22 protein-coding genes are annotated in these 25,843 nt (G+C 63.2%); 12 read left to right on the top strand and 10 right to left on the bottom strand.

Annotation, left to right across the window (positions count from 1 at the left end):
- The first annotated feature begins 110 nt into the window (after positions 1-110).
- From IG122_RS22255 to IG122_RS22300, 11 genes are all read left to right on the top strand, one after another.
- Entirely contained in the window at positions 111-1,775 is a 1,665-nt protein-coding gene (locus IG122_RS22255) for a glycosyltransferase family 4 protein (RefSeq protein WP_193188771.1), read from the top strand.
- Between the two features lie 2 nt (positions 1,776-1,777).
- A complete protein-coding gene (locus tag IG122_RS22260; protein WP_193188772.1) occupies positions 1,778-3,589 on the top strand; it encodes a tetratricopeptide repeat protein in 1,812 nt (603 codons plus the stop codon).
- A complete protein-coding gene (locus IG122_RS24515; RefSeq protein WP_193188773.1) occupies positions 3,586-4,767 on the top strand; it encodes a glycosyltransferase in 1,182 nt (393 codons plus the stop codon). Before IG122_RS22260 ends, IG122_RS24515 begins: the two co-directional genes overlap by 4 nt.
- A gap of 31 nt (positions 4,768-4,798) precedes the next feature.
- The gene (locus IG122_RS22270; protein ID WP_193188774.1) at positions 4,799-5,719 is read left to right on the top strand and encodes a 3-deoxy-7-phosphoheptulonate synthase; all 921 of its coding nucleotides are present in this window, start codon (positions 4,799-4,801) and stop codon (positions 5,717-5,719) included.
- A gap of 103 nt (positions 5,720-5,822) precedes the next feature.
- Positions 5,823-6,188: a hypothetical protein gene (locus IG122_RS22275; protein ID WP_193188775.1), complete on the top strand. Its 366-nt coding sequence runs from the start codon at positions 5,823-5,825 to the stop codon at positions 6,186-6,188.
- Between the two features lie 94 nt (positions 6,189-6,282).
- Positions 6,283-7,245 carry an ArsR/SmtB family transcription factor gene (locus tag IG122_RS22280; RefSeq protein ID WP_193188776.1) on the top strand — a complete coding sequence of 321 codons (963 nt, stop codon included), beginning with the start codon at positions 6,283-6,285 and terminating at the stop codon, positions 7,243-7,245.
- Positions 7,245-8,111, top strand: coding sequence for a methylenetetrahydrofolate reductase [NAD(P)H] (gene metF, locus IG122_RS22285; protein ID WP_193188777.1), 867 nt, complete (start codon positions 7,245-7,247; stop codon positions 8,109-8,111). Before IG122_RS22280 ends, metF begins: the two co-directional genes overlap by 1 nt.
- Positions 8,108-8,974 carry a homocysteine S-methyltransferase family protein gene (locus IG122_RS22290; RefSeq protein WP_193188778.1) on the top strand — a complete coding sequence of 289 codons (867 nt, stop codon included), beginning with the start codon at positions 8,108-8,110 and terminating at the stop codon, positions 8,972-8,974. Before metF ends, IG122_RS22290 begins: the two co-directional genes overlap by 4 nt.
- Before the next feature lies 1 nt (position 8,975).
- Positions 8,976-10,040, top strand: a complete 1,065-nt coding sequence (locus IG122_RS24210; RefSeq protein WP_226893853.1) for a homocysteine S-methyltransferase family protein — start codon at positions 8,976-8,978, stop codon at positions 10,038-10,040.
- A complete protein-coding gene (gene metH, locus IG122_RS22295; RefSeq protein ID WP_226893854.1) occupies positions 10,037-12,700 on the top strand; it encodes a methionine synthase in 2,664 nt (887 codons plus the stop codon). The genes IG122_RS24210 and metH overlap by 4 nt, the downstream gene beginning before the upstream one ends.
- Before the next feature lie 73 nt (positions 12,701-12,773).
- Positions 12,774-13,985, top strand: coding sequence for a TIGR04372 family glycosyltransferase (locus IG122_RS22300; RefSeq protein ID WP_193188779.1), 1,212 nt, complete (start codon positions 12,774-12,776; stop codon positions 13,983-13,985).
- A 14-nt stretch (positions 13,986-13,999) separates the two neighbouring features.
- Here the strand turns inward: IG122_RS22300 and IG122_RS22305 are convergent, their stop codons facing one another.
- The gene (locus tag IG122_RS22305; RefSeq protein ID WP_193188780.1) at positions 14,000-14,707 is read right to left on the bottom strand and encodes a GNAT family N-acetyltransferase; all 708 of its coding nucleotides are present in this window, start codon (positions 14,705-14,707) and stop codon (positions 14,000-14,002) included.
- Between the two features lie 247 nt (positions 14,708-14,954).
- On the opposite strand from IG122_RS22305, the gene IG122_RS22310 reads away from it, so the two are divergent.
- Positions 14,955-15,917: a lysylphosphatidylglycerol synthase transmembrane domain-containing protein gene (locus tag IG122_RS22310; protein ID WP_193188781.1), complete on the top strand. Its 963-nt coding sequence runs from the start codon at positions 14,955-14,957 to the stop codon at positions 15,915-15,917.
- On the opposite strand, the gene IG122_RS22315 is transcribed toward IG122_RS22310, so the two are convergent.
- From IG122_RS22315 to IG122_RS22355, 9 genes are all read right to left on the bottom strand, one after another.
- Positions 15,905-17,041, bottom strand: a complete 1,137-nt coding sequence (locus tag IG122_RS22315; protein ID WP_226893855.1) for a DegT/DnrJ/EryC1/StrS family aminotransferase — start codon at positions 17,039-17,041, stop codon at positions 15,905-15,907. The genes IG122_RS22310 and IG122_RS22315 overlap by 13 nt on opposite strands.
- Positions 17,041-18,147, bottom strand: a complete 1,107-nt coding sequence (locus IG122_RS22320; protein WP_193188782.1) for an alpha-ketoacid dehydrogenase subunit beta — start codon at positions 18,145-18,147, stop codon at positions 17,041-17,043. The genes IG122_RS22315 and IG122_RS22320 overlap by 1 nt, the downstream gene beginning before the upstream one ends.
- Positions 18,134-19,096, bottom strand: coding sequence for a thiamine pyrophosphate-dependent dehydrogenase E1 component subunit alpha (locus tag IG122_RS22325; RefSeq protein ID WP_193188783.1), 963 nt, complete (start codon positions 19,094-19,096; stop codon positions 18,134-18,136). Before IG122_RS22325 ends, IG122_RS22320 begins: the two co-directional genes overlap by 14 nt.
- A gap of 20 nt (positions 19,097-19,116) precedes the next feature.
- On the bottom strand, positions 19,117-20,238 hold the full coding sequence (locus tag IG122_RS22330; protein WP_193188784.1) for a radical SAM protein: 1,122 nt from the start codon (positions 20,236-20,238) through the stop codon (positions 19,117-19,119).
- 29 nt (positions 20,239-20,267) lie between these two features.
- Positions 20,268-21,008: a hypothetical protein gene (locus IG122_RS22335; RefSeq protein ID WP_193188785.1), complete on the bottom strand. Its 741-nt coding sequence runs from the start codon at positions 21,006-21,008 to the stop codon at positions 20,268-20,270.
- 7 nt (positions 21,009-21,015) lie between these two features.
- Positions 21,016-21,336 (bottom strand): hypothetical protein, encoded by a 321-nt coding sequence (locus tag IG122_RS22340; RefSeq protein WP_193188786.1) that lies wholly within the window; start codon positions 21,334-21,336, stop codon positions 21,016-21,018.
- Positions 21,337-21,352: 16 nt separating this feature from the next.
- Complete coding sequence (locus tag IG122_RS22345) at positions 21,353-22,483, bottom strand: DegT/DnrJ/EryC1/StrS family aminotransferase (RefSeq protein WP_193188787.1); 1,131 nt, start codon at positions 22,481-22,483, stop codon at positions 21,353-21,355.
- Positions 22,484-22,541: 58 nt separating this feature from the next.
- Positions 22,542-24,077, bottom strand: coding sequence for a PfkB family carbohydrate kinase (locus IG122_RS22350; protein WP_193188788.1), 1,536 nt, complete (start codon positions 24,075-24,077; stop codon positions 22,542-22,544).
- Positions 24,078-24,210: 133 nt separating this feature from the next.
- Positions 24,211-25,722, bottom strand: coding sequence for an ArnT family glycosyltransferase (locus IG122_RS22355; RefSeq protein ID WP_193188789.1), 1,512 nt, complete (start codon positions 25,720-25,722; stop codon positions 24,211-24,213).
- Between the last annotated feature and the right edge of the window lie 121 nt (positions 25,723-25,843).

The raw sequence follows: 25,843 nt of genomic DNA on the forward strand, positions 1-25,843 counted from the left end.
GATTCGCTTTGTCGCAGGGGCGAGAGCGCTTTGCACCGGTCCAGCCATCCTCTATAAACGCAACGCTTTAGATTTCGTCTTCATATTATTCCGTTGCCGGACGGTTCTTCGTGTCAGCCACTCCTGTTTGCGCCATTCATTATCATCCCGATGCCTACAAGGCGGATCGCGTCGGAGTGAAGGGCCGCCATTCCGCGGGCAGCGGGTTCCTGACCGGACTGTTCCGGCACGGGCGTGCGCCTATGCATGTCAGCGTGACGCCGAACGAGAATCATGCGGCCGAGTTCGCCGCGGCTGCCCGGCAACGCGATCCCCAAGCACGCGAAATCCGGAACTTCCAGACCATGCCGGCGGCCGGTTCCGCCGCCGAGTGCCTCATGGTTCCGGGCCCTGTTCTCGACGAGTTCGCCTGGGAGCGCAGGGTCAGGGACCAGCGCGCCTACAGTATCTGCGGCGTGACCCATACCCTGGCGTCGGACCGGATCATTGCCGGCCTCGCCAATTTTCACATCCTGCCGCTGCAGCCCTGGGATGCCCTGGTCTGCACCTCCCGTGTCGCCCGAGACGTGGTCGAGAACGCGATGGAGACCTACGCCGACTATCTGGCGCGCAGGACCGGGGCCAAGTGCGAGACTTCCCTGAAGCTTCCGATCATTCCGCTCGGCGTCGACGGTGCGCGCTACGCCGAAGACCAAGCGGCTCGGCAGTCGTTCCGTGCCGGGATCGGTGCGCGCGACGGCGACTTCGTGATCCTGTTTCTCGGCCGCTTCACCTTCCATGCCAAGGCCCACCCGGTGCCGATGTATCTCGCGGCCGAACGCGCGGCGAAGCGGCTCACGGACCGGAAGGTCCATCTCGTCATGGTAGGCCAGGCGCCGAACGACAACATCCTGAAGCTTTTCAGGAGCGGGGCTGAAACCTACACCGATGCGGCCGAAGTTCATTTTGTCGACGGACGGGACGACGATCTCGTCAACGGATCCTGGCAAGGCGCGGATGTCTTCCTCTCCCTCTCCGACAATATCCAAGAAACCTTCGGGCTGACGCCGATCGAGGCCATGGCGGCGGGCTTGCCGTCGGTGGTAAGCGACTGGGACGGCTACAAGGACACCATTGTGCACGGCGAGACCGGATTCCGCGTCCCGACGGCCGCTCCCGGCAGCGGAAGCGGGCTCGAATTCGCGGTCAAGTATCAGACCCGGCGGGACGACTACGATCGTTTCGTAGGCCGGGCCTGCATGTCGACGTCCTGCGATCTGCAGGCGACGGCGGATGCCTTGGTGCAGCTGGCAAAGGATCCGGAACTGCGCGCCCGGATGGGCGAGGCGGGTCGGGCGAGGGCCCGGACCCACTACGATTGGTCGGTCGTGATCCGGGCCTATGAGGATCTCTGGCTGGAATTGCGGGAGCTGCGCGCTTCGGCTCCCGAAGTCGCTCCGCGTGGTACGCAGGAAAGCCCACACCCGCTCTACCCGGATCCGTTCGCTATCTTCGCGCCGCATCCGAGCGCGGTACTTTCCGCCGATACCGTGGTCAGCGCCGATCCGGACTCCGACCTTGACGGGATCGAGGACCTCGCCCGTCATCCGTTCTGCACCTTCTCGAGCGATCTCATGCTTCCGAGCCGGCTCCTGCCGGACGTGCTCGCCCGCCTGTCCGCCGAGGGGCCGCTTTCGGTCGGTGACATGGAGAGCACTGTTGCTCCGGAACTCCGTCGGCATCTCCGCCGTACCCTGCCGTGGCTGGCCAAGTTCGGCCTGATCAAATTGAGCTGAAGATGAAAGCAATCGACCTGCCGGCACGAGTGAAGCTGCACAACGATACCAAGGCAGCCATGACGCAAATCGCCGAAGGCAAACTCGACGAGGCGCAGAAAACCTCCGCCCAGATGCTCAAGGATGTCGGCCGGACCGCGGTCCAGGCCGGTATCGAGGCCAGACTGGCTTTCGAGCGCAAGAACCCCACCCGTGCCCGCGAGCTCCTCGCAGAGGCCCTGAAGATGGCCTCGCCGGGGGACTTGATGCTTATCCGGCTGGCAATCGACCTGGCGCGGAAGATCGGCGACAACAAATTCACCGAGGACGTGTTCCGCATCGCGCTCGAGATGGTGCCCAGCGATGCCGCCGTGCGCTATGCCGCCGGAGGCTATTGTTATCGCAAGGGCGTCCTGCCGGCGGCTCGCGCCCATCTGGAGGCGGCGGTCAATCTGCGGCCGCGCTTCATCGATGCGATGCGGGACCTTGCGATACTCTATTTCGAGATGGGCGAGAGGGACCGGGCGGTCAGGGTTCTGAGGCGAGCCTGCGAATTCGATCCCAAGGTACGGGACAAGATCCTCGAAATCGGCAATCAGCGCTACAAGATCCCGAATTTCGCGGGCGCGATCCAGGCCTACGAACTGTCCGTGGCCTACGAGCCGCTATTCTCGTCGGCCTATTCGAACCTCGGCTCCGTCTACCGGCAATGCTGCCACTTCGAGAAGGCGGAGCGGGCCCTCAAGAAATCGATCATGATCGAGCCGGACAATTCAGGGGCGTTCTACAACCTCGGCAATCTGATGAAGGAGACGGGCGACCTGGCGCAATCGATCCGGTCGTTCCGGCGGGCCCTCGTGCTCAGGCCGGACGAGCCGACCTTCCACTGGAATCTGTCGCTGGCGCTTCTCGCAGACGGCGAGTTGCGGGAAGGGTTCGAGGAATACGAGTGGCGCTGGCAGACCTCATCCTTCCCGACCAAGAAACGGGCGCTGAAACAGCCCGAATGGGACGGCTCTCCGCTGGAAGGACGCACCCTGCTGATCCTCGCGGAGCAGGGAATCGGGGATGCGCTGCAATTCCTTCGGTTCGTACCCGCGGCCGTCGAACGCGCCCAGGCCGGCAAGAAGAAAGGCCGGATCCTCCTGGAGGCCCACGAAGAGATTCTCGAGGTCTATTCCGACTACAAATCGATGGTCGAACTGGTGCCGCGCAAACCCGGCGAGGAACCGAAATTCGATTGTCACTACCCGCAGCTTTCCCTGCCGCTGATGCTGGGCATCGATACCGTCGAGGATCTTCCGAAGGCCCCCTACATCAATGCGATCGGGCCGGAGCGGTTCCCGGTCCCGGGCCTCGATGCCGGAAAGCTCAATGTCGGCATCGTCTGGGGTGGCAATCCGGCTTTCCCGGGCGACGATATCCGGTCGTCGAAGGTCGAACATTACCTTCCGCTCTTCGGCCTCGATGGCGTCCAGTGCTACAGCCTGCAGAAAGGTCCGCGGGAAGCGGACATCGCCCAGGCTCCGGCCTCGCTTGTTCCGTTGAGCAAGGACATCAAGTCCTTTGCCGATACCGTCTCGATTGTCCGTCAGCTCGATGTCACCGTCACCACCTGCACGTCTGTGGCGCATCTCGTCGGCGGGATGGGGTGTCCGGTCTTCGTGCTGCTGTCGCATAATCCGGACTGGCGCTGGCTGCAGCATCGCGACGACAGTCCCTGGTATCCTTCGGCCCGCCTGTTCCGCCAATCCGAACCGGGTGACTGGGCCGGGGTGATAGAGAGAGTCGGCGCCGCCCTCTCGGACCTCAGGGATGCGAAAGGGATCTCGTGACGCGCGTTTTATTTGCCTGGGAACTCGGCGACGGCTTCGGACATGTGAACCGCCTGCTTCCGATCGCGCGCGTCCTGAAGGAAAAAGGCGTCACTTGCGCCTTCGCCGTTCGCAATCTGACGGTGACTCATCCGGTCATCGCACGGGACGGTTTCCGTGTGTTCCAGTGTCCGTTGGTGAAGCCCTACGTGTCGAAGGAGGTCGAAGGCAAACCGATAGCCTCGATCGGCGACGTCCTGGCGACGGTGGGATATGTCGACCCGGATCTCCTCGCAGCGCTAACAGACGGCTGGTCGGCAATTATCGAGTCTTTCGATCCGGACCTCATCGTCTCGGACTATTCTCCGACGGCGGGGCTCGCGGCTTTCGGCGAACGTCCGGTCGTCCCGGTCGGCGACTGGTTCACGTTACCGCCCGGCAACTGGTCGGAATTTCGCACCTTCAAGGACCATCCAAACCGGGTCGATCCGGCGAAGCTGCTGCAGACGGTCCAGGAAGTGCAGCGCCGCCGTGGCAAGCCGATCCCGGACCGCGTTCCGGCGCTGATGCATGGCGAGCGGAATTTCGTCGTCACCATTCCGGAACTCGATCCCTATCACGCGTTTCGGGAAAACACCTCGAGCTCGCCGCTCAGCCCGCTTCCGGCGCCCGCAACGGTGGCGCCGTCGCAGGACTATTTCGGTTATCTGTCCTACAGTTATCCGGGAACTCCTAAGGTTCTGACAGCGCTTGCCGGCAAGGATTGGACTGGCGAGATCTTCCTGCGCGACGCCAATGACGAAATCAGGGCCGCCTGGCGCGAGCGTGGACTCAAGATCCATGAGGCGCCGCAGCCGATCGAGGAAGTCGTCGCACGCTCGCGCGCGGTTATTCATCACGGCGGGATCGGAACGCTTGAGCAGGTCCTGGCGATGGGGCGGCCGCAATGCATTGTGCCCAGGCACTTCGAGCAACAGAAGAATGGCGAATTCGCAGGAAAGCTGGGCACTGCCACCGTTCTCAGGAGTTCGAACCGTTTTACCGAGGATCACGCCAGCCAGGCCATCACGGCCGTGCTGACCGGCCCGCAATTCGCCCAGCGCGCGCGCCGGGCGGCAGACGATCTCGCACGCCGCGGGCCGTTCAATCTGCTTGCGGAGATCACCGACTATATCCTATCGACGTTGGCAAGGCGCTGACACCCAAGGAGCCACCAGGAGGGAACGAACCATGGCTGTTGAAAACAAATTTCCGGGCAAGGATCTGAGCGAGGACGATATCGCCGGAAAGATCCCGCTGGTGGCCAAGAAGTCGCCCGATCACAAGACGGTCTTCACCTGCGGCGGCATCGAGATCGGCGGTCCGCTCGTGCCGGTCATGGCCGGCCCTAATACGGTCGAGACCGAGGACCTGATCGTCGAAAGCGCGAAGGCGATCAAGGCATCCGGCGGTCACTTCCTGCGCGGCGGCGCGTTCAAGCCGCTGAGCTTCCCCTATCGCAGCCCGAAATTCTTCGAGCCGCGGGAAGACGGCCTGAAATGGCTCTCTGTCGCGAAACAGGAAACCGGTCTGCCGATCGTCACCGAGGTGATGGAGATCTCCAAGATCGACATCGTCGCCAAGCATTCCGACATGCTGCAGATCGGCACGCGGAACATGCAGAACTATCCGCTGCTGACAGAGGTCGGCAAGGCCGGCATGCCGGTGATGCTGAAGCGCGGTTACGGCTCGTCCCTGCGCGACTGGCTGATGGCCGCGGAATATATCGCGCTGGAGCATGATCGCCTCGGTATGGAACCGCAGATCGTGCTCTGCGAGCGCGGTGTCGTCGCGCCGCATACGCATCGGGCGACCTCCCGCTTCATGCTCGACCTTCAGGTCGTTCCGGCGGCGCAGGAAGTGACCCACCTGCCGGTCATGACCGATCCGTCCCATGCCACTTTCTGGCAGCCTTGGGTCAAATCCATGATGCTGGCGTCGCTTGCCGCCGGTGCCGACGCCCTGATGCTGGAAGTGCACCCCGATCCGCGCAATGCCGCGGTAGACCCGCTACAGGCGAGTTCTTTCGAGCAATTCGATGACATGATGAAGGCCATGCGCCCCGTTGCGGCCGCGATCGGCCGGACGCTGGACGCCAACAGCAATATCTGAGAACTGGGAATTGACGCGGTCAGTCAACCTGGCCGCGTCTGCTTCCAGAGACCATATTTGAAAGACGAGAAATCGCCGCTGGCTGTCAGGCAGTGATCGGCGGATGGGTCTTGCGGCCGTTGTTTTTGCGGATCTCGACGATGATCTCGTCGATCTCTTTTTCAAGCGATTCCGTTTCTTTCGCCATATCCTTTACGGTCTCGCCTTTCTTCAAGCGGTGGATCGCGAGCGTGAGGCTGGTCCAGAAGAAGAGAGCGATCCCGGCGAGAATCGCGACAACCGATCCGGCGGATTCAAGAAATTCCAGGAACATTGCTTGGTGCCATTCCGTGAGGTGATCGAGCATCCGAATTGGCTTTTCTATGGGATCTCGGCGCCGCAATGTCAAAGAATTTGCGGCATTCTTCCTTCAGCGGTCTTTCCGCATACCTGCTTCGGCGGCTTTCCGCTCTCTCCTCCTAAATCATGACCCAGTCGACGCGTTCCGGGCGAACGCGCTTGACTCAAATAATATCAACGCATAAAAACATAAAGACATCTTTATATGATTGTATGGATGGATCGTGGAAACATTGCTGCAGGGCCTTCGGGCCGTCTCCGAACCGACGCGGCTGCGGATCCTGGTCCTCTGCGCCCATGCCGAACTGTCCGTTACCGAACTGGTGCAGGTGCTGGGGCAAAGTCAGCCCCGGGTCTCCCGCCATCTCAAACTGATGGTGGATGCCGGCCTGCTCGACCGGCATCAGGAAGGCAGCCGTGCCTTCTACCGCCTCGCCGAGGACAGCGAGGTTTCCGATCTGGCCCGCATTCTGGTCGACCTTACCCCCGACGGTGACGACGTCATTGCCGTCGACCTGGAACGCCTTGAAGAAATCAAGGTGCAGCGGGCCCAGGTGGCGGAGGAATATTTCCGCCGGAACGCGAAGAATTGGGACGATCTGCGCGGTGAGCATATCGACGACGACGACGTCGATGCGCGGCTTAAGCGCCGGATCCTGAGTGCGCCGGTCCGCGACCTGCTCGACATCGGTACCGGCACCGGGCGCGTGCTCCGGCTGGTCGGCGACGAGGTGCGCTCCGCCGTCGGCGTCGACAATTCCCGTGAGATGCTGGCCATCGCCCGCAGCTATCTCGACCAGGACACGCTCCGGAACTGCCAGGTCCGGCACGGCGACATGTACCGCCTTCCGTTCCCCGCCCACCGCTTCGATGCAGTGACTGCGAACATGCTGATGCACTACGCGGACAACCCGGGCGAGATGGTGCGGGAAGCGGCGCGGGTGCTGCGCCCGGGCGGCCGGCTGGTGGTGGTCGATTTCGCGACCCACGACCTGACCGATCTGCGCGAACGCCATGCCCACCGCTGGCTCGGCTTCTCGGACAGCGACGTGGAGCGTCTGTTCAAGAAGGTCGGGCTCGAACTCCAGAATGTCGAGCGGATCGACGGCGGCACGCTCACCGTCTGCATCTGGACCGGCCGTAGCCGGATCGAAGTCGCCAATGATCTCGTTGCGGAGGCACTCTGATGACCCAGGATCTCAACGTCAGTTTCGAATTCTTCCCGCCGACCAGCGAAGCTGCGGAAGCGCGCCTCTGGAACACGGTCGAAAAGCTGGCCCCTTTGCGTCCGGCCTTCGCCTCTGTGACCTATGGGGCCGGCGGTACGACGCGCGAGCGGACCCTGAACATCGTAAGGACGCTCAAGCGCGACGGCCGCATGGTGCCGGCGGCGCATCTGACCTGCGTCGGCGCGGAGAAGGCGGAGATCGATGCCATTGCCCGCGGTTGGCTGGACGAAGGCATCACGCATCTCGTCGCGTTGCGCGGCGATCCGCCGAAGGGCAGCGGGAAATACATTCCGCATCCGGGCGGCTACGCGAATGCTGCCGCTTTGGTCGAGGGGCTTCGCAGGATCGGCGATTTCGACATTTCCGTTGCCGCCTATCCGGAGGCCCATCCGGATTCGCCGTCGGAAGCCGCCGATATCGAGAACCTGAAGGCGAAGATCAACAACGGCGCGGCGCGGGCGATCACGCAGTATTTCTTCGATGCGGAGCTGTTCCTGCGCTTCCGCGACAAGGTCGCCGCGGCCGGCATCGACGTGCCGATCGTGCCGGGCATCATGCCGATCACCAATTTCGGCAAGACGGTGAATTTCAGCAAGGCCTGCGGCGCGACCGTTCCCGCCTGGCTGCACGAGCGTTTCGAGGGGCTGGACGAGGATCCGGAGACCCGCGAGCTGGTCGCCGCCAGCACCGCCGCCGACCTCTGCCACGATCTGATGGCCGAAGGGGTGAGAGATTTCCATTTCTACACCCTCAACGTGCCGTCGCTAACCTATGCGGTCTGTCATCTGCTCGGCATCCGTCCGGACGTCTCGGAGGCGGCATGACCGGAACCGGAGAGCGCATCCCCCACGCGGCGCCCGCGCCGGCGACCCAGCTTACGCGCTGGGTCGGGCAGAGCGGCTGCGTGGAAGCGCTCAATATCGACCGGCCCAAGCTCGTCATGAAGGTGCACCGCCGCTTCGTGAAGGCGGGGGCGGAAATCATCTTCACCAATTCCGGCAATGCGGCGCCGCAGCTGCTGCGCAACTTCCGCATGTTCGACGAGGCCTTTGCCGTCAGTTTCCTCGGCGCTGAGCTGGCCCGCACGGTGGCGGACGAGGCCGCGCACCGGGTGCATGTGATCGGCGATGTGCGCCTGCCGTCACGGGTCCCGGCAACGGGCTTCATGACGGAGGACGAACTCGGTTCGGCGGCGCGCTGCCTCGTTTCGGCGCAGGTCGCCGGTGGGGTCGACGCGGTCCTGCTCGATCTCCCGGCGCGTCCGGCCCAGCTCGCCGCGGTGCTCAACGGAGCGCGCTGGGGCATGAGCGAGGCAAAACGCACGGTACCGCTGCTGCTCCTGCTGCACCCCGCGATGATGCCCGGCCAGATCGACCGGGACCGGTTGCATGACGAGCTTTCCCAGGCTGCCGTCGTGGCGGCGACGGCGCACGCGGCGGCGCTGGGGGTCAATCCGGGCGATCTTCCCGAAACGGCACCGGAGCTGCTTGAGCATGTGCTGCCGTTCTGGAACGGGCCGATCGCCCTCAGCCCGGCGGCGGATGCGGCGACGGTCCGGACGCTTTGCGAGGATCCGCTGCTCGGCGGTCGTCTCGCCTTCCTGCCATCTTCCTCGCCGCGCGACCTTCGGCGCGTCATCAAGACGAGCCTCGGAACCGCCGCGGCGGTCATTCAACGGAGAAACTGACATGACACGCGAACAGCGCAGGGTCGCCTTCGATCTGCTGATCGGCGAGCGCATCCTGGTGATGGACGGTGCCATGGGCACGATGATCCAGGGCTACAATCTGGACGAGGCCGGCTACCGCGGCGAGCGGCTGAAGGATCACAGCCACGATCTGCGCGGCAACAACGATATCCTGAACCTCACGCGTCCGGACATCGTTGAGGAAATCCACCGCGCCTATTTCGAGGCCGGCTCGGATATCGTCGAGACCAATACCTTCAGCGCGACCTCAATCGCGCAGGCGGACTATGCGGCCGAGGACCTCGTCACCGAAATCAACTTCGAGGGCGCGCGCCTCGCGCGTCTGGCCGCCGACAGGGTCGAGCAGGAAAATCCGGGGCGCGTCTGCTTCGTCGCCGGCGCGCTTGGCCCGACCAACCGGACAGCCTCGATCTCGCCGGACGTGAACGATCCGGCTTTTCGGAACGTTTCCTTCGACACACTCGCCGCATCCTACAAGGAAGCGGCGCGCGGCCTCGTCGAGGGCGGGGCGGATCTGCTGCTGGTCGAAACCATCTTCGATACGCTGAACGCCAAGGCGGCACTCTTTGCCATCGATGAACTCGGCGAGGAGATGGGCTTGCATCTGCCGCTGATGATTTCCGGCACGATCACCGATCTCTCCGGCCGCACGCTATCGGGTCAGACGCCGGAGGCCTTCTGGAACTCCGTGCGGCACGCAAACCCGGTCAGCGTCGGGCTCAATTGCGCGCTCGGGGCGAACCAGCTCCGCGGCTTCCTGGCCGAACTGTCGCGCGTCGCAGAGACCCGCGTCAGCGCATATCCGAATGCCGGTCTGCCGAACGCCTTCGGAGGTTATGACGAGACCCCGGAGGAAACCGCGCGCGAGATCGGCGCCTGGGCCCGTGACGGTCTGGTCAATGTCGTCGGCGGCTGCTGCGGCACGACGCCTGACCATATCCGCGCCATAGCCGAGGCGGTGAAGGACGTGCCTCCACGCGACATACCGGTGCCACCACGTCGCATGCGGCTGTCCGGCCTTGAGCCGTTCGAGGTGCCGGCATGAGCACCGCGACCGACAGCATCGCCCGTTTCGTCAATATCGGCGAGCGCACCAACGTCACCGGCTCCGCCCGCTTCAAGCGGCTGATCCTCGAGGGCGATTACGAGACCGCGCTCGAGGTCGCGCGTCAGCAGGTCGAGAGCGGCGCGCAGATCATCGACATCAACATGGACGAGGCGATGCTGGATTCGAAGGAGGCGATGGTCCGCTTTCTGAACCTGATCGCCTCCGAGCCGGACATCTGCAAGGTCCCGGTGATGATCGACAGTTCCAAGTGGGAGGTGATCGAGGCCGGGCTGAAATGCGTTCAGGGCAAGTCGGTGGTCAATTCCATCAGCCTGAAGGAAGGCGAGGAACCGTTCCTGAAGCAGGCCCGTCTGGTCCGGCGCTACGGCGCCGCCGTCGTCGTCATGGCGTTTGACGAGCACGGCCAGGCGGATACGGCGGAGCGCAAGTTCGAGATCTGCAAGCGCTCCTACAATCTTCTGGTCGAGAAAGTCGGTTTCCCGCCCGAGGACATCATCTTCGACCCGAACATCTTCGCGGTCGCGACCGGGATCGAGGAGCATAACGATTACGGTCGCGCCTTCATCGAGGCGGCGCACCGGATCCGTACCGAGCTGCCGGGCGCCCATGTCTCCGGCGGCCTCTCCAACCTGTCCTTCTCCTTCCGTGGCAACAACACAGTCCGCGAGGCGATCCATTCCGTCTTTCTGTTCCATGCCATCAAGGCCGGCATGGACATGGCGATCGTCAATGCGGGCGCCCTGCCGGTGTACGAGGACATCCCGAACGAGCTGCGCGAGCGGGCCGAGGACGTCGTGCTCAACCGCCGGGACGATGCGACGGAGCGTCTGCTGGAAATCGCCGAGAGCTTCCGCGGTCAGGCGAAGGAAAAGGAAGCCGATCTCGCCTGGCGCGATCAGGAGGTCGCAGCAAGGCTCTCCTACGCCCTGGTGCATGGCATCGCCGATTTCGTCGAGGCCGATGTCGAGGAAGCCCGTCTCTCCATGGGCCGGCCGCTCGATGTCATCGAGGGCCCGCTGATGGACGGCATGAATGTCGTCGGCGATCTCTTCGGTGCGGGGAAGATGTTCCTGCCGCAGGTGGTGAAGAGCGCGCGGGTGATGAAGAAGGCGGTCGCCGTCCTGCTGCCCTACATGGAGCAGGAGAAAGACGGTGGGGCCCGCTCGAATGGCAAGATCCTGCTCGCGACCGTGAAGGGCGACGTGCACGATATCGGCAAGAACATCGTCGGCGTCGTGCTCCAGTGCAACAACTACGAAGTCATCGATCTCGGCGTGATGGTGCCGTCCGCCAAGATCCTCGAGGTCGCGAAGGCGGAGAAGGTCGACGCCATCGGTCTCTCCGGCCTGATCACGCCGAGCCTCGAGGAGATGTGCTACGTCGCCTCGGAAATGAAGCGCGAGAAGCTGGCCCTGCCGCTGCTGATCGGCGGAGCGACCACGAGCAAGGTCCACACGGCGGTGAAGATCTCGCCGAACTATGACGGTCCGGTGGTCTATGTGACCGATGCCTCCCGTGCGGTCGGCGTCACGGGCAATCTTTTCTCCGCGAGCAACAGCAAGAACTTCTCCGCCGAGGTGGCGAACGAGTACGAGAAGATTCGCGCCCATCACGCCCGCGGCAGCAGCGGCGCCAAGCGCCTGTCGCTGGCCGAGGCGCGGGAGAACCGGGAAGCGCTTGACTGGCAGAATTATACGCCGCCGAAGCCGTCCTTCCTCGGCACCAGGGTGTTCGACCATTACGACCTCGCCGAACTGGCGGACCGGATCGACTGGAAGCCGTTCTTCCAGGCCTGGGAGCTGCATGGCCGTTTCCCGGAGATTCTCGACGATCCGAAGGTCGGGGCGGCGGCGCGGCCGCTCTATGACGACGGCATGCGGATGCTGGAGAGCATGATCGCCGACAAATGGGTACGTGCCCGCGCGGTGATCGGCTTCTGGCCGGCGGCATCTTTCGGCGACGACATCGCGCTCTTCGCCGATGAAAGCCGGGGAGAGAAGCTGGGCACGATCCACACCCTCCGCCAGCAGCGCATTCACAGCCGCGCCGACCGGGCGAACCTGGCGCTTGCCGATTTCGTGGCGCCGCTGGAAACCGGGGTGCCGGATTATGTCGGCGGCTTCGCCGTCACCGCAGGGGCGGAAATCGACGAGCGGGCGAAACGCCTCGAAGCCAAGCATGACGATTACGACGCGATCCTGATGAAGGTGCTCGGTGACCGGCTGGCGGAAGCCTTCGCCGAGCGCATGCACGAGCGGGTGCGCAAGGAGTTCTGGGGCTACGCGCCGGACGAGCATCTCGGCAACGACCAGCTGATCGCCGAGGAGTATCGCGGCATCCGCCCCGCGCCGGGCTATCCGGCCTGTCCGGACCATACCGAGAAACCGGAGCTGTTCCGCTTGCTCGACGCCGAAGCCGCGACCGGGATCTCGCTCACGGAAAGCTGCGCCATGTGGCCGGCCTCTTCGGTGTCGGGACTATATTTCGCCCATCCGGAGGCGCGCTACTTCGGTCTTGGCCGGATCGGTCGCGACCAGGTCACCGATTATGCCAGGCGGAAGGGCGTTACGATCGAGGAGGTCGAGCGCTGGCTGGCGTCAAATCTCGACTACGATCCGAAGGCCGTTGCCGCCTGACGAAATTCGGCGCCTGGCTTTCCTCGCGATGCTAAGGTCGTGCGTCTGATTCAAGAGTCGAAGGCACAGACATATGCATCGGGATCGTACCGAACTCTTCAGAGCGGAACTGACGGAGCCGGACCGGCTTGCACATCATCTTGGGCGTCTTCTCGACCTGGTCCGGCCGCATATCAGGCCGGGTGCGAAGAGCCTTGTCTACGTCAATGCCCAGGTGGCGCGGATCGGCCATCTGACGCATGAGGCCTGGTGTCTCGCCCACATGCGGGTCTTCGGCTACGATCAGATTATCATGGTGACCGCGCCGCTCGCCGATTATGCGAACAAGGCTTTTCGGGAGGTCATGGATCTTGAGTTCGAGACCGTCGAGACCGACGACCTGATCCTGACGACTCTCGGCTTCATCGATGCGGGTCTGGTTTCCGTCGGGGGGACGGATCTGCTGCTCCTGCCCACCCTCAAATTCTCCGAATACCACACCCGCCTTCTGGCTGGCGGCGCCGACCATGTCTTCTTCACTTTGCCGGACAGCATACGGGCGCGGACCGAAGGCTTTCTTGAGGCGCGCGGTCTCGATCCCCGGGCGCCATTCGTGGTCATGCATGTGCGTGACGCCGGTTTCGCTCCGGAAATGAGCTACCACTCCTTCCGCTTCAGCCCGATCGAGACCTATCGGCCGGCGGTCGAACGTTTGCTTGAAAGCGGATTGAATGTGCTGCGCATTGGGGACGTGGCGAGCCCGGCGCTGGAGATCGGATCGCCGAACTATGTCGAAGTCATGCGCGATGAGGCGTATGAAGACTATCTCGATGTCGGGCTTTGCGGACTCTGCCGTATGGGCATTTGCACGCTGTCCGGACCTTGGTCGCTCATGCAGGGCTTCGGCAAGCCGATTTTTTTCACGAACGCCTATCCGCAGACATTCTGGAGTTTCCTTCCGCAGGAAGTGACCATCTACAAACATTTCTTCGACAGCAGCGGGCATGAACTCAGCTACGCCGAACAATGGCAGCAGGGCGTCCAGCACGTATTGGCCACCGAGGAGTTCGCCGAAAAGGGACTGACGGTCGAGAGCAACTCCCCGGAGGAGCTGCTTGCGGGCGCCGAGGAGATGCTCAAACGCCTGGAAGATCCGCAATGGGAAGATGTGGCGCTGCAGCGGAGATATACCGAGGTGGCGGGAACATATGACCCGAACATCCGGCCGCCGGCGGGCAAGGCCGTCCGCTGGCCGCGGCGCCTCGGTGTCAGTTACGCCAAGCTGAATCCGAATTTCCTCGAGTGACGAAGGTCGGGGGGTCAGGCGGAGCCGATCGGGGCCGGCGTGAAGTGGAAGGTTCGCATGCGGCCGGTCTCGACATAGCCGAGCTTGCGGTAGAGTGCCAGCGCGCCGAGATTGCTCGCCTGTGTTGCGATCAGGGTTTTCCCGACCTGATGCGCATAATGGGCAAACGCCGCCTTCAGCAACTCCGCCCCGATCCCTTTGCCCTGGTGCCCGCTCGCGACGGCAACAAGATCGACGATCATCACTCCGCCCCGCACGAGGCAGCCGTTGAAACCGAGAATCTCTCCATTGCTCTCGTAGATGAAGGTACGGTCCGTGCGTCCGGTCACCTCGTTCCGAGCCCACGCGGCTTTGATACGCGCCGCGATACAGTCGTCGATCAGAGGGTCGGCGTGGTAGCGGTCGGCGGAGAATGCGGTTTCGGCAATCGCGGCGCAGGCTTCGGCGTCCTCCGCCCGCGAACAGCGGATCTGGGCGCCCTGAAATCTGGCGTCTTCAGTCGTGAGAGAGCGCTCAAGCGACACCAGGGTCTCTATTTCGCGGAAGCCGGAATGCGCATCCGGGGCGCCCCAGGATACCGGGATGCGGACCGATACCAGCGCGGCGTCTTCCGGCACCAAGGTCCGGAGGCCCGCGATTTCGGCTGCTGCGGTAATCTCGATACGGTAAACGGGACCGCCGATGAAACCGGTATCAAACGGCTGGGGGACGCAGGTTGCCATCCGGTTCCGGTCTCCTGAGGGTTGCCGAGGCACAACGTGCCAAAGAATAGAGTTCCGCCGGACGCGATCCGTCAAGTGGCGCAGATCAGATATGCCCGGGCAGTTTTCTGATCCATATCGGACGACTTGGGACTATAGTCAAATTCAGGCAATGCATACCTCTTCCATCGGCTGGCATCTCATTGCCGCGTGGTGGAGATCAGCCCGGCAACCAGATGCTCCAGAGCAAGAACGGAACCCGACCGCGGTGAGATTGAGACTTTTCCTGAAGCTGGCAGTCAGCCTCTGCTTGATAGGGTCGCTCTTTTATCATGTCGATTTCTCGCGTCTGCTCTCGGCAGCCCTCTCGCCGTCTCTTCCTCTGCTCGCGGCTGTTGTCGGGATCGTCATTCTTCAGTTTTGTATCGGCGCTACACGCTGGTTCCTGCTGATCCGCGGGACCGGTGTGCCGCTTTCGCCGTGGCAAACCTTCCGCATTCTCCTCGCCGGGATGTTCTTCAATCAGGCGCTCCCTGGATCGCTCAGCGCGGACACGGTGCGGATCTGGCTGGTCAGCCGCCATGGTCTCCCGCTATCCCGCGCCGCAAGCACCGTTCTGCTGGACCGGACAGCGGGTCTGGTCTCGATCCTGACGATGCTCGTTGTGACCAGCGTCACGGTGGCAAAGGTGGCACCCGATCCGAATCTCGAAACGGTCGCGATCCTCGTGGTCGGCGGCGCGATGGTGCTGCTCGCCATGGGGCTGTCGAGCGCGGACTGGATCGCCGACATGATCGAGGACCACCGTTTCGGTCGCCCGTTCGCCGCCATGCTTCGCGACTCCCGTGTGCTCTGGCGTGCCGGTTACCGGTCCGCGATTATCATAGGTCTGAGCTACCTGCTCCACGTGATCAGCGCGCTGGGGCTCTGGGTCGTCTTCCGCTCGATCTCGGTGGAAGTCGATTTTCTCATGGTGCTGGGGGCGCTGCCGTTGGTGATCCTCGGAACCCTGCTGCCGATCTCGGTCGGCGGCTGGGGCGTGCGCGAAGGACTCATGGTCGGCATCTTCGTGATGACCGGCATGGCGCCGGAGCATGCCCTCGCAGCGTCGATCCTCTGGGGCTTGTCGGTGATCGTCGCTGCCAGTCTTGGCGGCCTGCTCTGGGTGTTGAGCCGCCCTGGAACGGAGCGGGTCGGCGATGTGGTCGCGACGCTGCCTCAGCGTCCGTAGAAGCCCCGCACAACGCCGATCAGGTAATCGATCTCCTCTGTCTGGAGATGCTGGTCCGCAGGGAAGCTGATGATGGTTTCCGTGTGACGGTCCGTGACCGGAAATGCGCCGGCCGGATAGCCGAGATGGTGCAGGGCCTCCTGCCTGTAGAGCGCGATCGGGTAATGCACCTTGGCGTCGATGCCGTTCGCCCGGCAATGCGCGAGCAGGTCGTCCCGGCGCTCAGCGAAGACCACGTAATTCAGATAGACCGCCCTTTCGTCCGGGCCTTTCGCGGCCCTGCGCAGGGGGATGGTGATTTCCGGAATGTCCGCGAAGGCGGCATCGTAACGCTCCGCATTGCGGATGCGCGCCGCGACAATGTCCTCGACCTTGGCGACGATCCATTTGCCGACCACGGCCTGCACCGAATCGAGCCGCGTATTGTAGCCGAGGATCTCCATTTCGTCCCGGTTCCTGAGGCCGTGGTTGCGCAGCAGCCGGCACATCCGGTCCATCTCCGGATCGTCGGTGACGATCACGCCGGCATCGCCCCAGACATTGATGATCTTCAGCGGGTGCATGGAAAAGCCGCCGGCGATGCCCCAGGTCCCGGCCGGGCGCCCGCTCTCCTTCGCCAGCAGGCTCTGACAGGCGTCCTCGACTACCTTCAGGCCGTGCTTTTCGGCGATCTCCACGATCCGGGTCATGTTCGCCATGTCACCGGTCAGATGCACCGGCATGATCGCCTTGGTGCGCGGCGTGATCGCAGCCTCGATCAGCTCGGGATCGATCCCGAACGTGTCGTCGCAATCGACGAAGACGATCCTGGCGCCGGTCTCGGCGATGGCGCCGGCAGTGGCATAGAAGGTGTTGGCGGCGGTGATGACCTCGTCGCCGGGACCGATCCCGAGCGCTTTCAGCGGGATCTTCAGCGCATCGGTGCCCGAGCCGACGCCGATCGCGTATTTGCTGCCGACGGCGGCGGCGAACATCTCCTCAAACTCGCCGACCACCTTGCCGAGGGTGAAATCCGTCGAGCGGACGAGGGCCTTGAGGTCCTCGAAAACCTCGTCGACGTCGGCGAACTGCTGTTCAAGCGGCGAATAGCGAACCTTCATGACCGGCGCGGGGTCGACGGCCATCAGAACGGACCCTTGAAGAAGGGATCGGGCACGTCGATCGGAACATCGCCCCGGTCCGCGAGGATCTTCTCCTCGACCTGGGAAATCGTCGCCTCCTCAAGTCCCATCATCTCGCCCGCGGTTCTGGCGATCCGGGCGGCGTCCGGATAGAAGCCGCGCACGAGGCCCCGGGAACTCGGAGTGGGATGATCCGGCAGACCCATGCGAACCGGTGCCGCCTCCAGCAGGTCGAAGCAGCGGGAGGTGACCTCGGAGGCGATTTCCGCGCCGATGCCGAACATCCGGAAACCGGTGTCGACGGTGAGCAGACGCCCGGTGCGGGCGACGCTCTCCACGATCGGATCGAGATTGAGCGGGCGGACAACCCGGAGATCCAGTACCTCGACCGGATAACCCGCCTCGGCCAGCCCGTCGGCGGCGCGCACCGCCTCCAGCGTCATGTAGGAGGTCGCGACGATGGTCAGCCCGTCGCCCTGGCGAACCGTGCGCGGTCCGTCGAGCGGACGATGGACATAACCCTCCGCGACGGCGCTCGTCGTGTAGTGCGACCAGCGGTGTTCGATGACGACCACCGGATTGTCGTCCTCGACCGCGGCCGTGACCATGCCTTTGGCATCTTCGGCAAAGGCCGGCATGATCACTTTCAGGCCGGGCACGTGCGCGAAGATCGCTTCGAGGCTCTGGGAATGCTCCGGACCCTGACCCCAGCCGCGTCCGACGATCATCCGCAGAACCAGCGGAACCTTGTGATTTCCCCTGCTGACGTAATGCATCTTCGCGGCATTGTTCAGGATCTGCTCAAGGGCGAGGAGGGCGAATTCGACGCGCTGCAGGGTCACGACGGACCGTTTCCCAGCTAGAGCGGCGCCGATCGCGACGCCGATCAGGCCGTTTTCTGCGATCGGCATCTCGATCATCCGATCGTGGCCGATATGCTTGCCGATATCCTTCAGGGTACCGAAAAGCGCGCCCGGATCCTCGACACCCTCGCCGAAAAAGATCACGGACGGGTCGCGTCTCGCGGCTTCCAGGAGTCCGTCCCGGATCGCCGTTCCCATGTTGATGACCGGGGCACCGGCCGCGCTCGCGGGTTCAGGCATAGACATGGGCACGCGCCTCGTTCGGCTCCGGAAGCGGAGAATTGATTGCGAATGTGAAAGCCGCGTCGACCTCGGCCTGCAGCGTCCGTTCGAGCTCGGCATAGGATCCGGCGGAAAGGACGCCGGCCTCTTCCAGTTGCTTCCGGTACCGCTCGAGCGGGTCGCGGACGCGCCAGGTCTGGAATTCCTCTTCGGTCCGGTAGCCGATGTGATTGTCGAAGTTCGGCCCGCAATGCTCGCGCCAGCGGTAGGTGTCCAGCAGCAGGAAAGTCGGCGTTCCGGTGCGCGACGTTTCCACCGCCCAGGACGCGGCCTCGCGCACGGCGTCGAGATCGTTGCCGTCCACATGGCGGCTTTCCAGGGCGTGCGCCTTGGCGACATCCGTCAGGGGCCGCTCGGGCTGGCGGTCCGCCAGGTTGGTATAGACCGAATAGAGATTGTTCTCGCAGACATAGACGACCGGCAGTCCGCGGAGCCGCGCGAAATTGGCGGATTCGTGGAAGACGCCTTCCTCGAGGCAGGCGTCGCCGAGGAAGGACACTGTCACCTTGCCGTTACCGTCGAACTTGTCGGAGAGCGCGGTCCCCGTGGCGAGCGGGATCGAGCTGGCCACGATCGGGATGCTGGCCATCATGCCGGCCTCCGGATCCATCAGGTGCATCGAGCCGCCGCGGCCGCCGATGCAGCCATCCCGCTTGCCGTAGATCTCGGCCATCATGGCGTTGAGATTGCCGCCCTTGGCGAGATAGTGCGCATGGGAGCGGTGACTGCTGAAGACCCTGTCTTCGCTCTGCAGAACGTCGCAGACGCCGACTGCGGTGGCTTCCTGTCCGACGGAAAGGTGAACCGGGCAGCGCATTTCCTGCTCTGCATAGCGCTCGGCGATGGTTTCCTCGACGAGGCGGATGCGCAGCATCTGCCTCATGCACCGGAGCCGGTAGTCGTTCTCGGCCATGTTTGTCGTTGCTCCCCGGCTCAGATGAAATTGATATGCATCGGCGGTTCGCCCTTCATCGGAGGCAGTTCGAACTCGCCTTTCTGATAGCCATCGAGAAATTCGTTGACCTTGTGCTGCAGGCAGAGGCTGCCGCACATCTTCTGGGCGTTGAATTCGGGGCTGGCGAGGTAATTCATCACTTCCCAGTAACGGTCGCTGTTGAAGATATCGCGGAACCGCTGCTCGGTGATGTTGCCGATGTGAAACTTCTTGTAACGCTCGTTGAACAGCATGCCGCAAGGCGCGACGAGGCCGGAGCCGGACATTTGCAGCATGAAGGGCGCACCATAGCAGCGCTGGTAGCTGCGGGTGCCTTCGGTATCGATCTTCGACCATTTGACCGAGACTTGGTAGCTCTCGTCCGAGAGCGCCTCGGCGGCGTGCAGTGTCTCGTAGAGGCTCGCGTAGCCGCCGTAATCGACGCCGAGGGAGCCGTCCTCGTCGTCGCTGCAATGCTTGATCACGAGATAGTCCGGCCGCAGTTCTTTGCCGAGCCGGGCGAGGGGCATGATCTGGTCGTGATATTCCGGCATCAGCACCATCTGCATGCCGATGGTGACGTCGAGGTCTTGCTCGCGCTTGATCTCGCCCATTGCCTTGATGTTTTCGCAGACGCGGTCGAACCAGTGCTCTTTCACGCCCATGATCTCGGCATAGCGCTGACGCTCGCCGGCCGAGATGTTGACGCGCAGATAGGTCAGCGACGGCAGCACCTCCTCCAGCTTGCGCCGGTTCAGCACGAAGCCGTTGGTGCCGACAGCCATGGAGAGCCCGAGTTCGTGACCGTACTTGCAGGCATCGACGAAGACGGGGGAGATCGTGCTCTCGCCGTCGGAGACGAAGCTGATGCCCTTGACGCCGATCTCGGCGCAGTCCTCGAGGAACTCGAAGATCGCCTTCTTGTCGATCACCTTGCGCTCGTTTTCCTGCAGCATCGCATAGCAGAAATGGCAGGCGAAATTGCAGGCGCGGGTGAGCGACATGTCGATCGTGATCGGTGCGATCCGCTCGCCACGCTCCCAGGCATCGATGCGGTCCTGATGCCAGGCGATCTTGGTGCCGTCCAGGATCAGCTCGACATGATCTGTCATTCCGGTCATGGCTTCATTCCTCGCGTGTCGGCCCCGTTCTAGAGACGCCGGATGCGGTTTGCGTCCTTCACCACTTCGGTGAAGAGTTCGATGCGTTCGCCGGTCTTCTCGCGCAGCCAGTGCTCGAGATCCATGAGCATTGCCGGCTTGTCCCAGACCGGCACCTCGTCGGAAAAGACAAGGAACAGACGGTCATATTGGTCGATTTCGACCAATTCGAAGGCGTCGCCAGCTATTTTGTGCGCATCCCTGAAGCTCTCGATATGCGGCAGGACAAGGTCCCGCTTGCCCGCCTTGTCGAGTTTTTTCCAGGCGTCGCTGTACGGCCGGTCGAAGAAATTAGTGTCGCTGTGCCGTCCGAACCGCGCGTCCGCCTCCCGCCGGAGGGCCGCCATCAGCTTCAGGGGAGCCGCGAAGCAGGCTCCGGCGTTGCGCGGTGTCAGGACGCCGTTCACCGGCGCGGGGATCTCCGGGTCGCGCAGTCGCTGCAAGGCGAAAATGAGCCCGTGATCGGTGAGCTCGCGGACCGGCGCGCCGATGGCATAGCTGCAAAGCGTTTCCAGAATTGCGGCTTCGGGCGCGGTCTCCGGAGCGGAGAACCGGGCTTGCCGGATCGTTTCCGAGCCGTTCTCGAACTCGAGCATAAGCTCCAGACCCGCTTCCGCGACGGAAAGGCCGGCGGCGGAGGCGGCACCGGATTTCTGCAAATGGGGCAGGGACTTCAATTGCTCGGCGATCCGCTCGGCAAAGGCGGCCGGGATGTCGGAACGCTCACCCATGGCCACCTCAAGCTTTGATATTGCTGATATGGACAAGGCAGTAATCCCCATGATCGTCGATCTCGACATCCGAGAACGGACCCAGCGCAGTGCGCAGCTCGTCGTGTTTCGCGCGCGGCAGGCTCGTGTTCGAGACGCGCAACGTGAAGTTCTCCGTGCCGAAAGCTCCCGCCGCTTCTGCCATGTTGAGAATGCTGGCGACCGAATCCTCGTCCGGCACCCACATCTCGAGGAAGTCGAGATCGACGCCGTGGCTCCTCAGCTGGTTGAGGAGCCTGTCCTCATAGGATGCCACGAGGTTCTCGTAGTTGATCGCCTGCTCGCTCATGCGTTTCGCTCCGGCATTAGCTGCCCTTCGACAGGAAACGGTTCACACTGGCCGCCACGCGGGTGATTTCCGCTTCCGTCAGATTCTGGTTGGCCGGAAGAGTAATGATCCGCCGGGACTGTTCTTCGGTTACCGGGAAATCGCCGGCCTTGTGGCCGAGATAGGCCGCGGCCGGTTGCAGATGGATCGGCACCGGATAGTGGATCGCTGTTCCGATGCCCTGCGCGCCCAGATGGGCCTGCAACTCGTCGCGGCGGTCCACCTGAATGACGAAGGTGTGGAAGGTGTTGAATTCGATCTCCCGGCAGGGAGGCGCGAAGACCAGCTCAGGATCCAGAAGCTCGCGATAGAGCGCGACGTTGCGTCGCCGCTTCTCGATCAGCGCGTCCATCTTCCCTAGGCGGTAATAGAGGATCGCGGCCTGGATCTGGTCCATCCGCGAGACGGAGCCGAAACGGGTGACGGTGTTCCGGTCGACAAGTCCGTGATTGCGGTAAAGACGGGCGTATTCCGCGACATCGTCCCGGTCGGTGGTCAGGAAACCGGCATCGCCGCAGGCATTCAGGTTCTTCAAAGGATGGGCCGAGAAGCATCCGACGTCGCCGAGCGCGCCGCTCATGACGCCGTCGTAGCGTGACCCGATCGATTGCGCCGCGTCCTCGATGATCGCGAGACCGTGCCGCTTGGCGATCTCCTGGATCGGTTTCATGTCGGCGACCCGGCCCGTCAGGTGAACGGGCATGATCGCCTTGGTTTTCGCCGTGATCTTCTTCTCGATCTCGGCCGGGTCTATATTCTGGTCCGGAAGCACGTCCGCGAAGACCGGGGTCGCTCCGACATGCGCGATGACGGCGGTCGAGGCGACGAAGGAATTCGGCGGCGTGATGACCTCGTCGCCATGTCCGATCCCGAGGGCGGCGAGCGAGAGGATCAGGGCATCGGTGCCGGAGTTCAGGGCCACCGCATGTTTGGTGCCGCAAAGCTCGGCCAGTGCGGCCTCGAGTTTCTCGTTCCAGGGGCCGCCGACATACATACCGCTCATGAGGATTTCCTCGATGATCGGCATGAGCTCGTCGCGCTCCTCCGCAAACTGCGCCCCGATATTCACATAGGGGATCGGGGACTGTGTCGCACTCGTATCCGGCATTTTCTTCCTGCTCGCACGAAAAACCCGGCCCGGACGCCCTTCGCTCCGGGCAGAGCCGTTATTTCAATAACGCGGTCAACGCTTTGATCACGTTTACCTTGCTCACCGAGTCGCGGTGGCCGACGATTCCGACCTTGATCGCTCCGGCGATATTTCCAATCAGACCGATCATAGCAATATCCGTTCCAACCTTCGCCAGCGGCGCCGTGATCGAGAAGAACGCGTCGCCCGCGCCCATCGTGTCGACGACCCGCCGGGTGAAGGCCGGGATCTGAGTGACGGGCGATCCGGCATCGTAGGCCACGCAGCCATGCCGGCCATGGGTCAGGATCATACGGCGGCAGTCTAACCGCTTCGGCAATACGTCTTGAGCGATCACCGCGAGATCGCTGAACCGGTCTCCGACGGCGAGGCGGGCCTCGGGCGCGTCGATACAGAGATAGTCCGCACGAGGGTATTTGGTGATGAGATTGTAGCCCCGGTTCGCGCTGTTGGTCTGCGCATTGACCGCAAGATAGGGGGCCTTCTCGCAAATCAGGTCAACCGTCTCGCCGTTGATCAGGCCGTGTCCGAAATCGGCTGCCATCACGACATCATAGTGCGGCGCGAGTTCCGCGATCTTCGCGTGCAGATCGCCGAGCACTGCCGGGGGCAGCGGCGAATCCTCGATGAACTGCACCTCGAAGAGCTTGCGCAGATAGCTGCTGTCGACGAAGCGAACCTTGCGGGTCGTCGGTGCGTTCGGACGATAGACCGGAATGAGGTTTACGTTCTCGTGCGACTGGGTCTTGATGAAATTCTCGCGCGGATCGCTCTTTCCGAGGCAGGTGACGATATCGACCTGCTTGCAGAAACTTGCGACATGGTTTGCCGCCGCGACCACACCGCCGGCAAAGAGCTCCATGTCCTGGTGGCGGGTTGACATGATGTTCTCTTTGGAAGGCTGACCCGAAGGCGAGACATACTGGTACTCGTCGAGGATGGTGTCCCCGATGATCAGGATCCGCATGTCCTTGATGCTGTCGATCAATTCCAGCAGCTGCTGCAGCCCGACCGTTTTACGGACCCGGTCGAGATACTCCCGGACTTCCGGCTCGAAGACATCGACGTGACGGTTGATCAGCTCGCTCGAGCTGAAGGTGATGTCGTCCGTGAAAACGATCCGCCCGCCATGCTGCTCGACCGCGAGGCGTTCATCGACGATCTTGCCGGTGACGTCTTGGTCGGCATCGACATAATCGGAGCCCTTGATGTAGGCGTCGGGCTTGATCGCATGGATCGCCTGTTCGGCGGAGGCTGCGTGGTTGATGCCGACCCAGCTTACATATTCGAGCGCGGCCAGCATCTCGGCGCGGAGCTGATCGGTGAAGACGGGCCGGCCCGGACCCTTGTGGACATGCTCGTCCGCGGTGACGGTGACAAACAGTACGTCGCCCTCACGCCGCGCATGTTCGAGATGGCGGACGTGGCCGAGATGCAGCAGATCGAACGTACCGTGGGCATGAGCGATCGTTTTTCCGGAAGCGCGAATTTTATCAGCTATTTCAGATAGTTCTGAAATAGATTTGATCTTGTCTCTAGCTGAAGGCTGCATCCGATTGATTCAATTGTTATATGGCCGTTCAGAGCCTATCACAATTTCATCGCGAAACGGGAAAAACAAATTGTCCCGGCGTTTTCGATCGGCAGCGGAAGATTTTCCGCTCCATGCGACCCTGTACGGGCCCTCACGAGGCGGAAGACGGCAATGGATTGCGGAGCAGGAACAGGTGCAGACGACGGGACTCGCCGGCGCCGATATCGACCTCGACCGCGGGCAGGCGATCGACTGTTCCGAACCGTTCCAGGATCGGGAAGGGATTGTCCCACTTGGCCACGAGCAGCACCTGGTCGCCCGGCTTTGGCAGATAGCGCTCGGTAAGTTCGTAGTGATGGTCCGGATGGCCGTCATAGTCCCACATCAGTGGACGCCGTTCGAGGTCGCGCAGGGCGTAGAGCAGGGAGGCCATGGTCTTCCTGTCTTCCGTCAGCCAGACAGCGTCCGGATGCGCGGCGAGCACCGGCCGAAGCTGGGCGGCGGTCTGATCCCATCCGCGCAGGCGGCGCAGCGGGTCGCTCTTCAGCGGCGGCTCGAAACCCGGCAGGCCAAGGAAGAAAAACCCGAGGACGGCCGCCGCGGTCAGGTTGAGGGCAATGCCGCCCGCGACGATCTTCGCGAGGTCGCGGCGCAGCAGCCAGGCGACGGTGAGGATCGTGGCGGCGACATAGGCGGTGGCCGCCCAGTTCGCGTTGGCACGGCTGAGGAACGACTGCACGGTGATGATCAGCAGCACGGGAACGCAGAAGGCGAGCAGGAGTTTCTCGCTTTCGCCGGGGCGCTCCCGCCTCAGCAGGGCCAGGCGCCAGAGCAGCGCGACGAAGAGGACCGGCCCGAAGACCCCGGCCTGACTGCCGACGAATTCCAGCATCTTGCCGAAATGGAAGAGGTCGCCCTTCAGGTTCGTATTCTGACCGACATGGGTGAAGGTCACCCAGCCGGACTCGACGTTCCAGAGCAGGTTCGGAGCGAAGACCGCGAGCATGGCGAGCAGCGCGGCCAGCGCTTTCCGGCTCAACAGCCACGGACGGTGAGAGGGCGTGAGGAGCGCGAAGAGCACCATCCCGAGGATGAAATAGGCCATCGCATATTTGGCGAGGAAGCCCGCACCGGCGGCGAGGCCGAGCAGCAGTGGCCAGCCAAGGGAGTCGCTTTTGAGGCTGCGGACAAAAGCGAGCAAGGCGACCGCCCAGAGGAAGAGCAGCGGCACGTCGGTCGAGATCAGAAAGCTGGAGAGCGATACGGCCGGCAGCGTTGCAAAGCTCAGCCCCGACCAGAAACCGGCTCTCTTGCTGCCGGTCAGTGTGACGGCAATTCCATAGATCGCGAGCGCGGTGCCGGCATGGAGCAGCGGTGACGGCGCCCTGATGCAGGCCGTTCCGCTGCCGCAGACGCTCTCGGCCGCGGCGATCACGAAGGCGATCAGCGGCGGTTTGGTGTAGTAGCCCCAGGCGAGATCCCGGCTCCAGGACCAGTATTGCGCCTCGTCGCCATGCAGCCCGAGGCTGCTGAAACCCAGCACGGCGATGCGGGCGGCGGTAAGGGCGCCGACGGCGAGCAGGAGCCAGAGGAAATAGGGCCGATCCCGGTCGGCGGTGACGGTCTGCATGCGCTTCGCGGCTTTCCGTTTTTGGGCGGTCACGCTTCGCCTTAGCCGAGCCGGCTCCGGGAAACAATCGGAATCGCGGGCTGCGGCGAATTCACCTCAGATCACCGAGTTTCTTGCCGAACCCGCGGCGACCCGGTAGGACAAACGCGACAGA

This window comes from Nisaea sediminum, from assembly GCF_014904705.1.
Classification (GTDB): domain Bacteria; phylum Pseudomonadota; class Alphaproteobacteria; order Thalassobaculales; family Thalassobaculaceae; genus Nisaea; species Nisaea sediminum.

Bases quoted from the DNA above. Each gene is read 5' to 3' on its own strand.
- IG122_RS22260 (WP_193188772.1), top strand. From the start codon at position 1,778: ATGAAAGCAATCGACCTGCCGGCACGAGTGAAGCTGCACAACGATACC.
- IG122_RS22270 (WP_193188774.1), top strand. From the start codon at position 4,799: ATGGCTGTTGAAAACAAATTTCCGGGCAAGGATCTGAGCGAGGACGAT.
- IG122_RS22275 (WP_193188775.1), top strand. From the start codon at position 5,823: ATGGGTCTTGCGGCCGTTGTTTTTGCGGATCTCGACGATGATCTCGTC.
- metF (WP_193188777.1), top strand. From the start codon at position 7,245: ATGACCCAGGATCTCAACGTCAGTTTCGAATTCTTCCCGCCGACCAGC.
- IG122_RS22290 (WP_193188778.1), top strand. From the start codon at position 8,108: ATGACCGGAACCGGAGAGCGCATCCCCCACGCGGCGCCCGCGCCGGCG.
- IG122_RS24210 (WP_226893853.1), top strand. From the start codon at position 8,976: ATGACACGCGAACAGCGCAGGGTCGCCTTCGATCTGCTGATCGGCGAG.
- metH (WP_226893854.1), top strand. From the start codon at position 10,037: ATGAGCACCGCGACCGACAGCATCGCCCGTTTCGTCAATATCGGCGAG.
- IG122_RS22300 (WP_193188779.1), top strand. From the start codon at position 12,774: ATGCATCGGGATCGTACCGAACTCTTCAGAGCGGAACTGACGGAGCCG.
- IG122_RS22305 (WP_193188780.1), bottom strand. From the start codon at position 14,707: ATGGCAACCTGCGTCCCCCAGCCGTTTGATACCGGTTTCATCGGCGGT.
- IG122_RS22315 (WP_226893855.1), bottom strand. From the start codon at position 17,041: ATGGCCGTCGACCCCGCGCCGGTCATGAAGGTTCGCTATTCGCCGCTT.
- IG122_RS22320 (WP_193188782.1), bottom strand. From the start codon at position 18,147: ATGTCTATGCCTGAACCCGCGAGCGCGGCCGGTGCCCCGGTCATCAAC.
- IG122_RS22325 (WP_193188783.1), bottom strand. From the start codon at position 19,096: ATGGCCGAGAACGACTACCGGCTCCGGTGCATGAGGCAGATGCTGCGC.
- IG122_RS22330 (WP_193188784.1), bottom strand. From the start codon at position 20,238: ATGACCGGAATGACAGATCATGTCGAGCTGATCCTGGACGGCACCAAG.
- IG122_RS22335 (WP_193188785.1), bottom strand. From the start codon at position 21,008: ATGGGTGAGCGTTCCGACATCCCGGCCGCCTTTGCCGAGCGGATCGCC.
- IG122_RS22340 (WP_193188786.1), bottom strand. From the start codon at position 21,336: ATGAGCGAGCAGGCGATCAACTACGAGAACCTCGTGGCATCCTATGAG.
- IG122_RS22345 (WP_193188787.1), bottom strand. From the start codon at position 22,483: ATGCCGGATACGAGTGCGACACAGTCCCCGATCCCCTATGTGAATATC.
- IG122_RS22350 (WP_193188788.1), bottom strand. From the start codon at position 24,077: ATGCAGCCTTCAGCTAGAGACAAGATCAAATCTATTTCAGAACTATCT.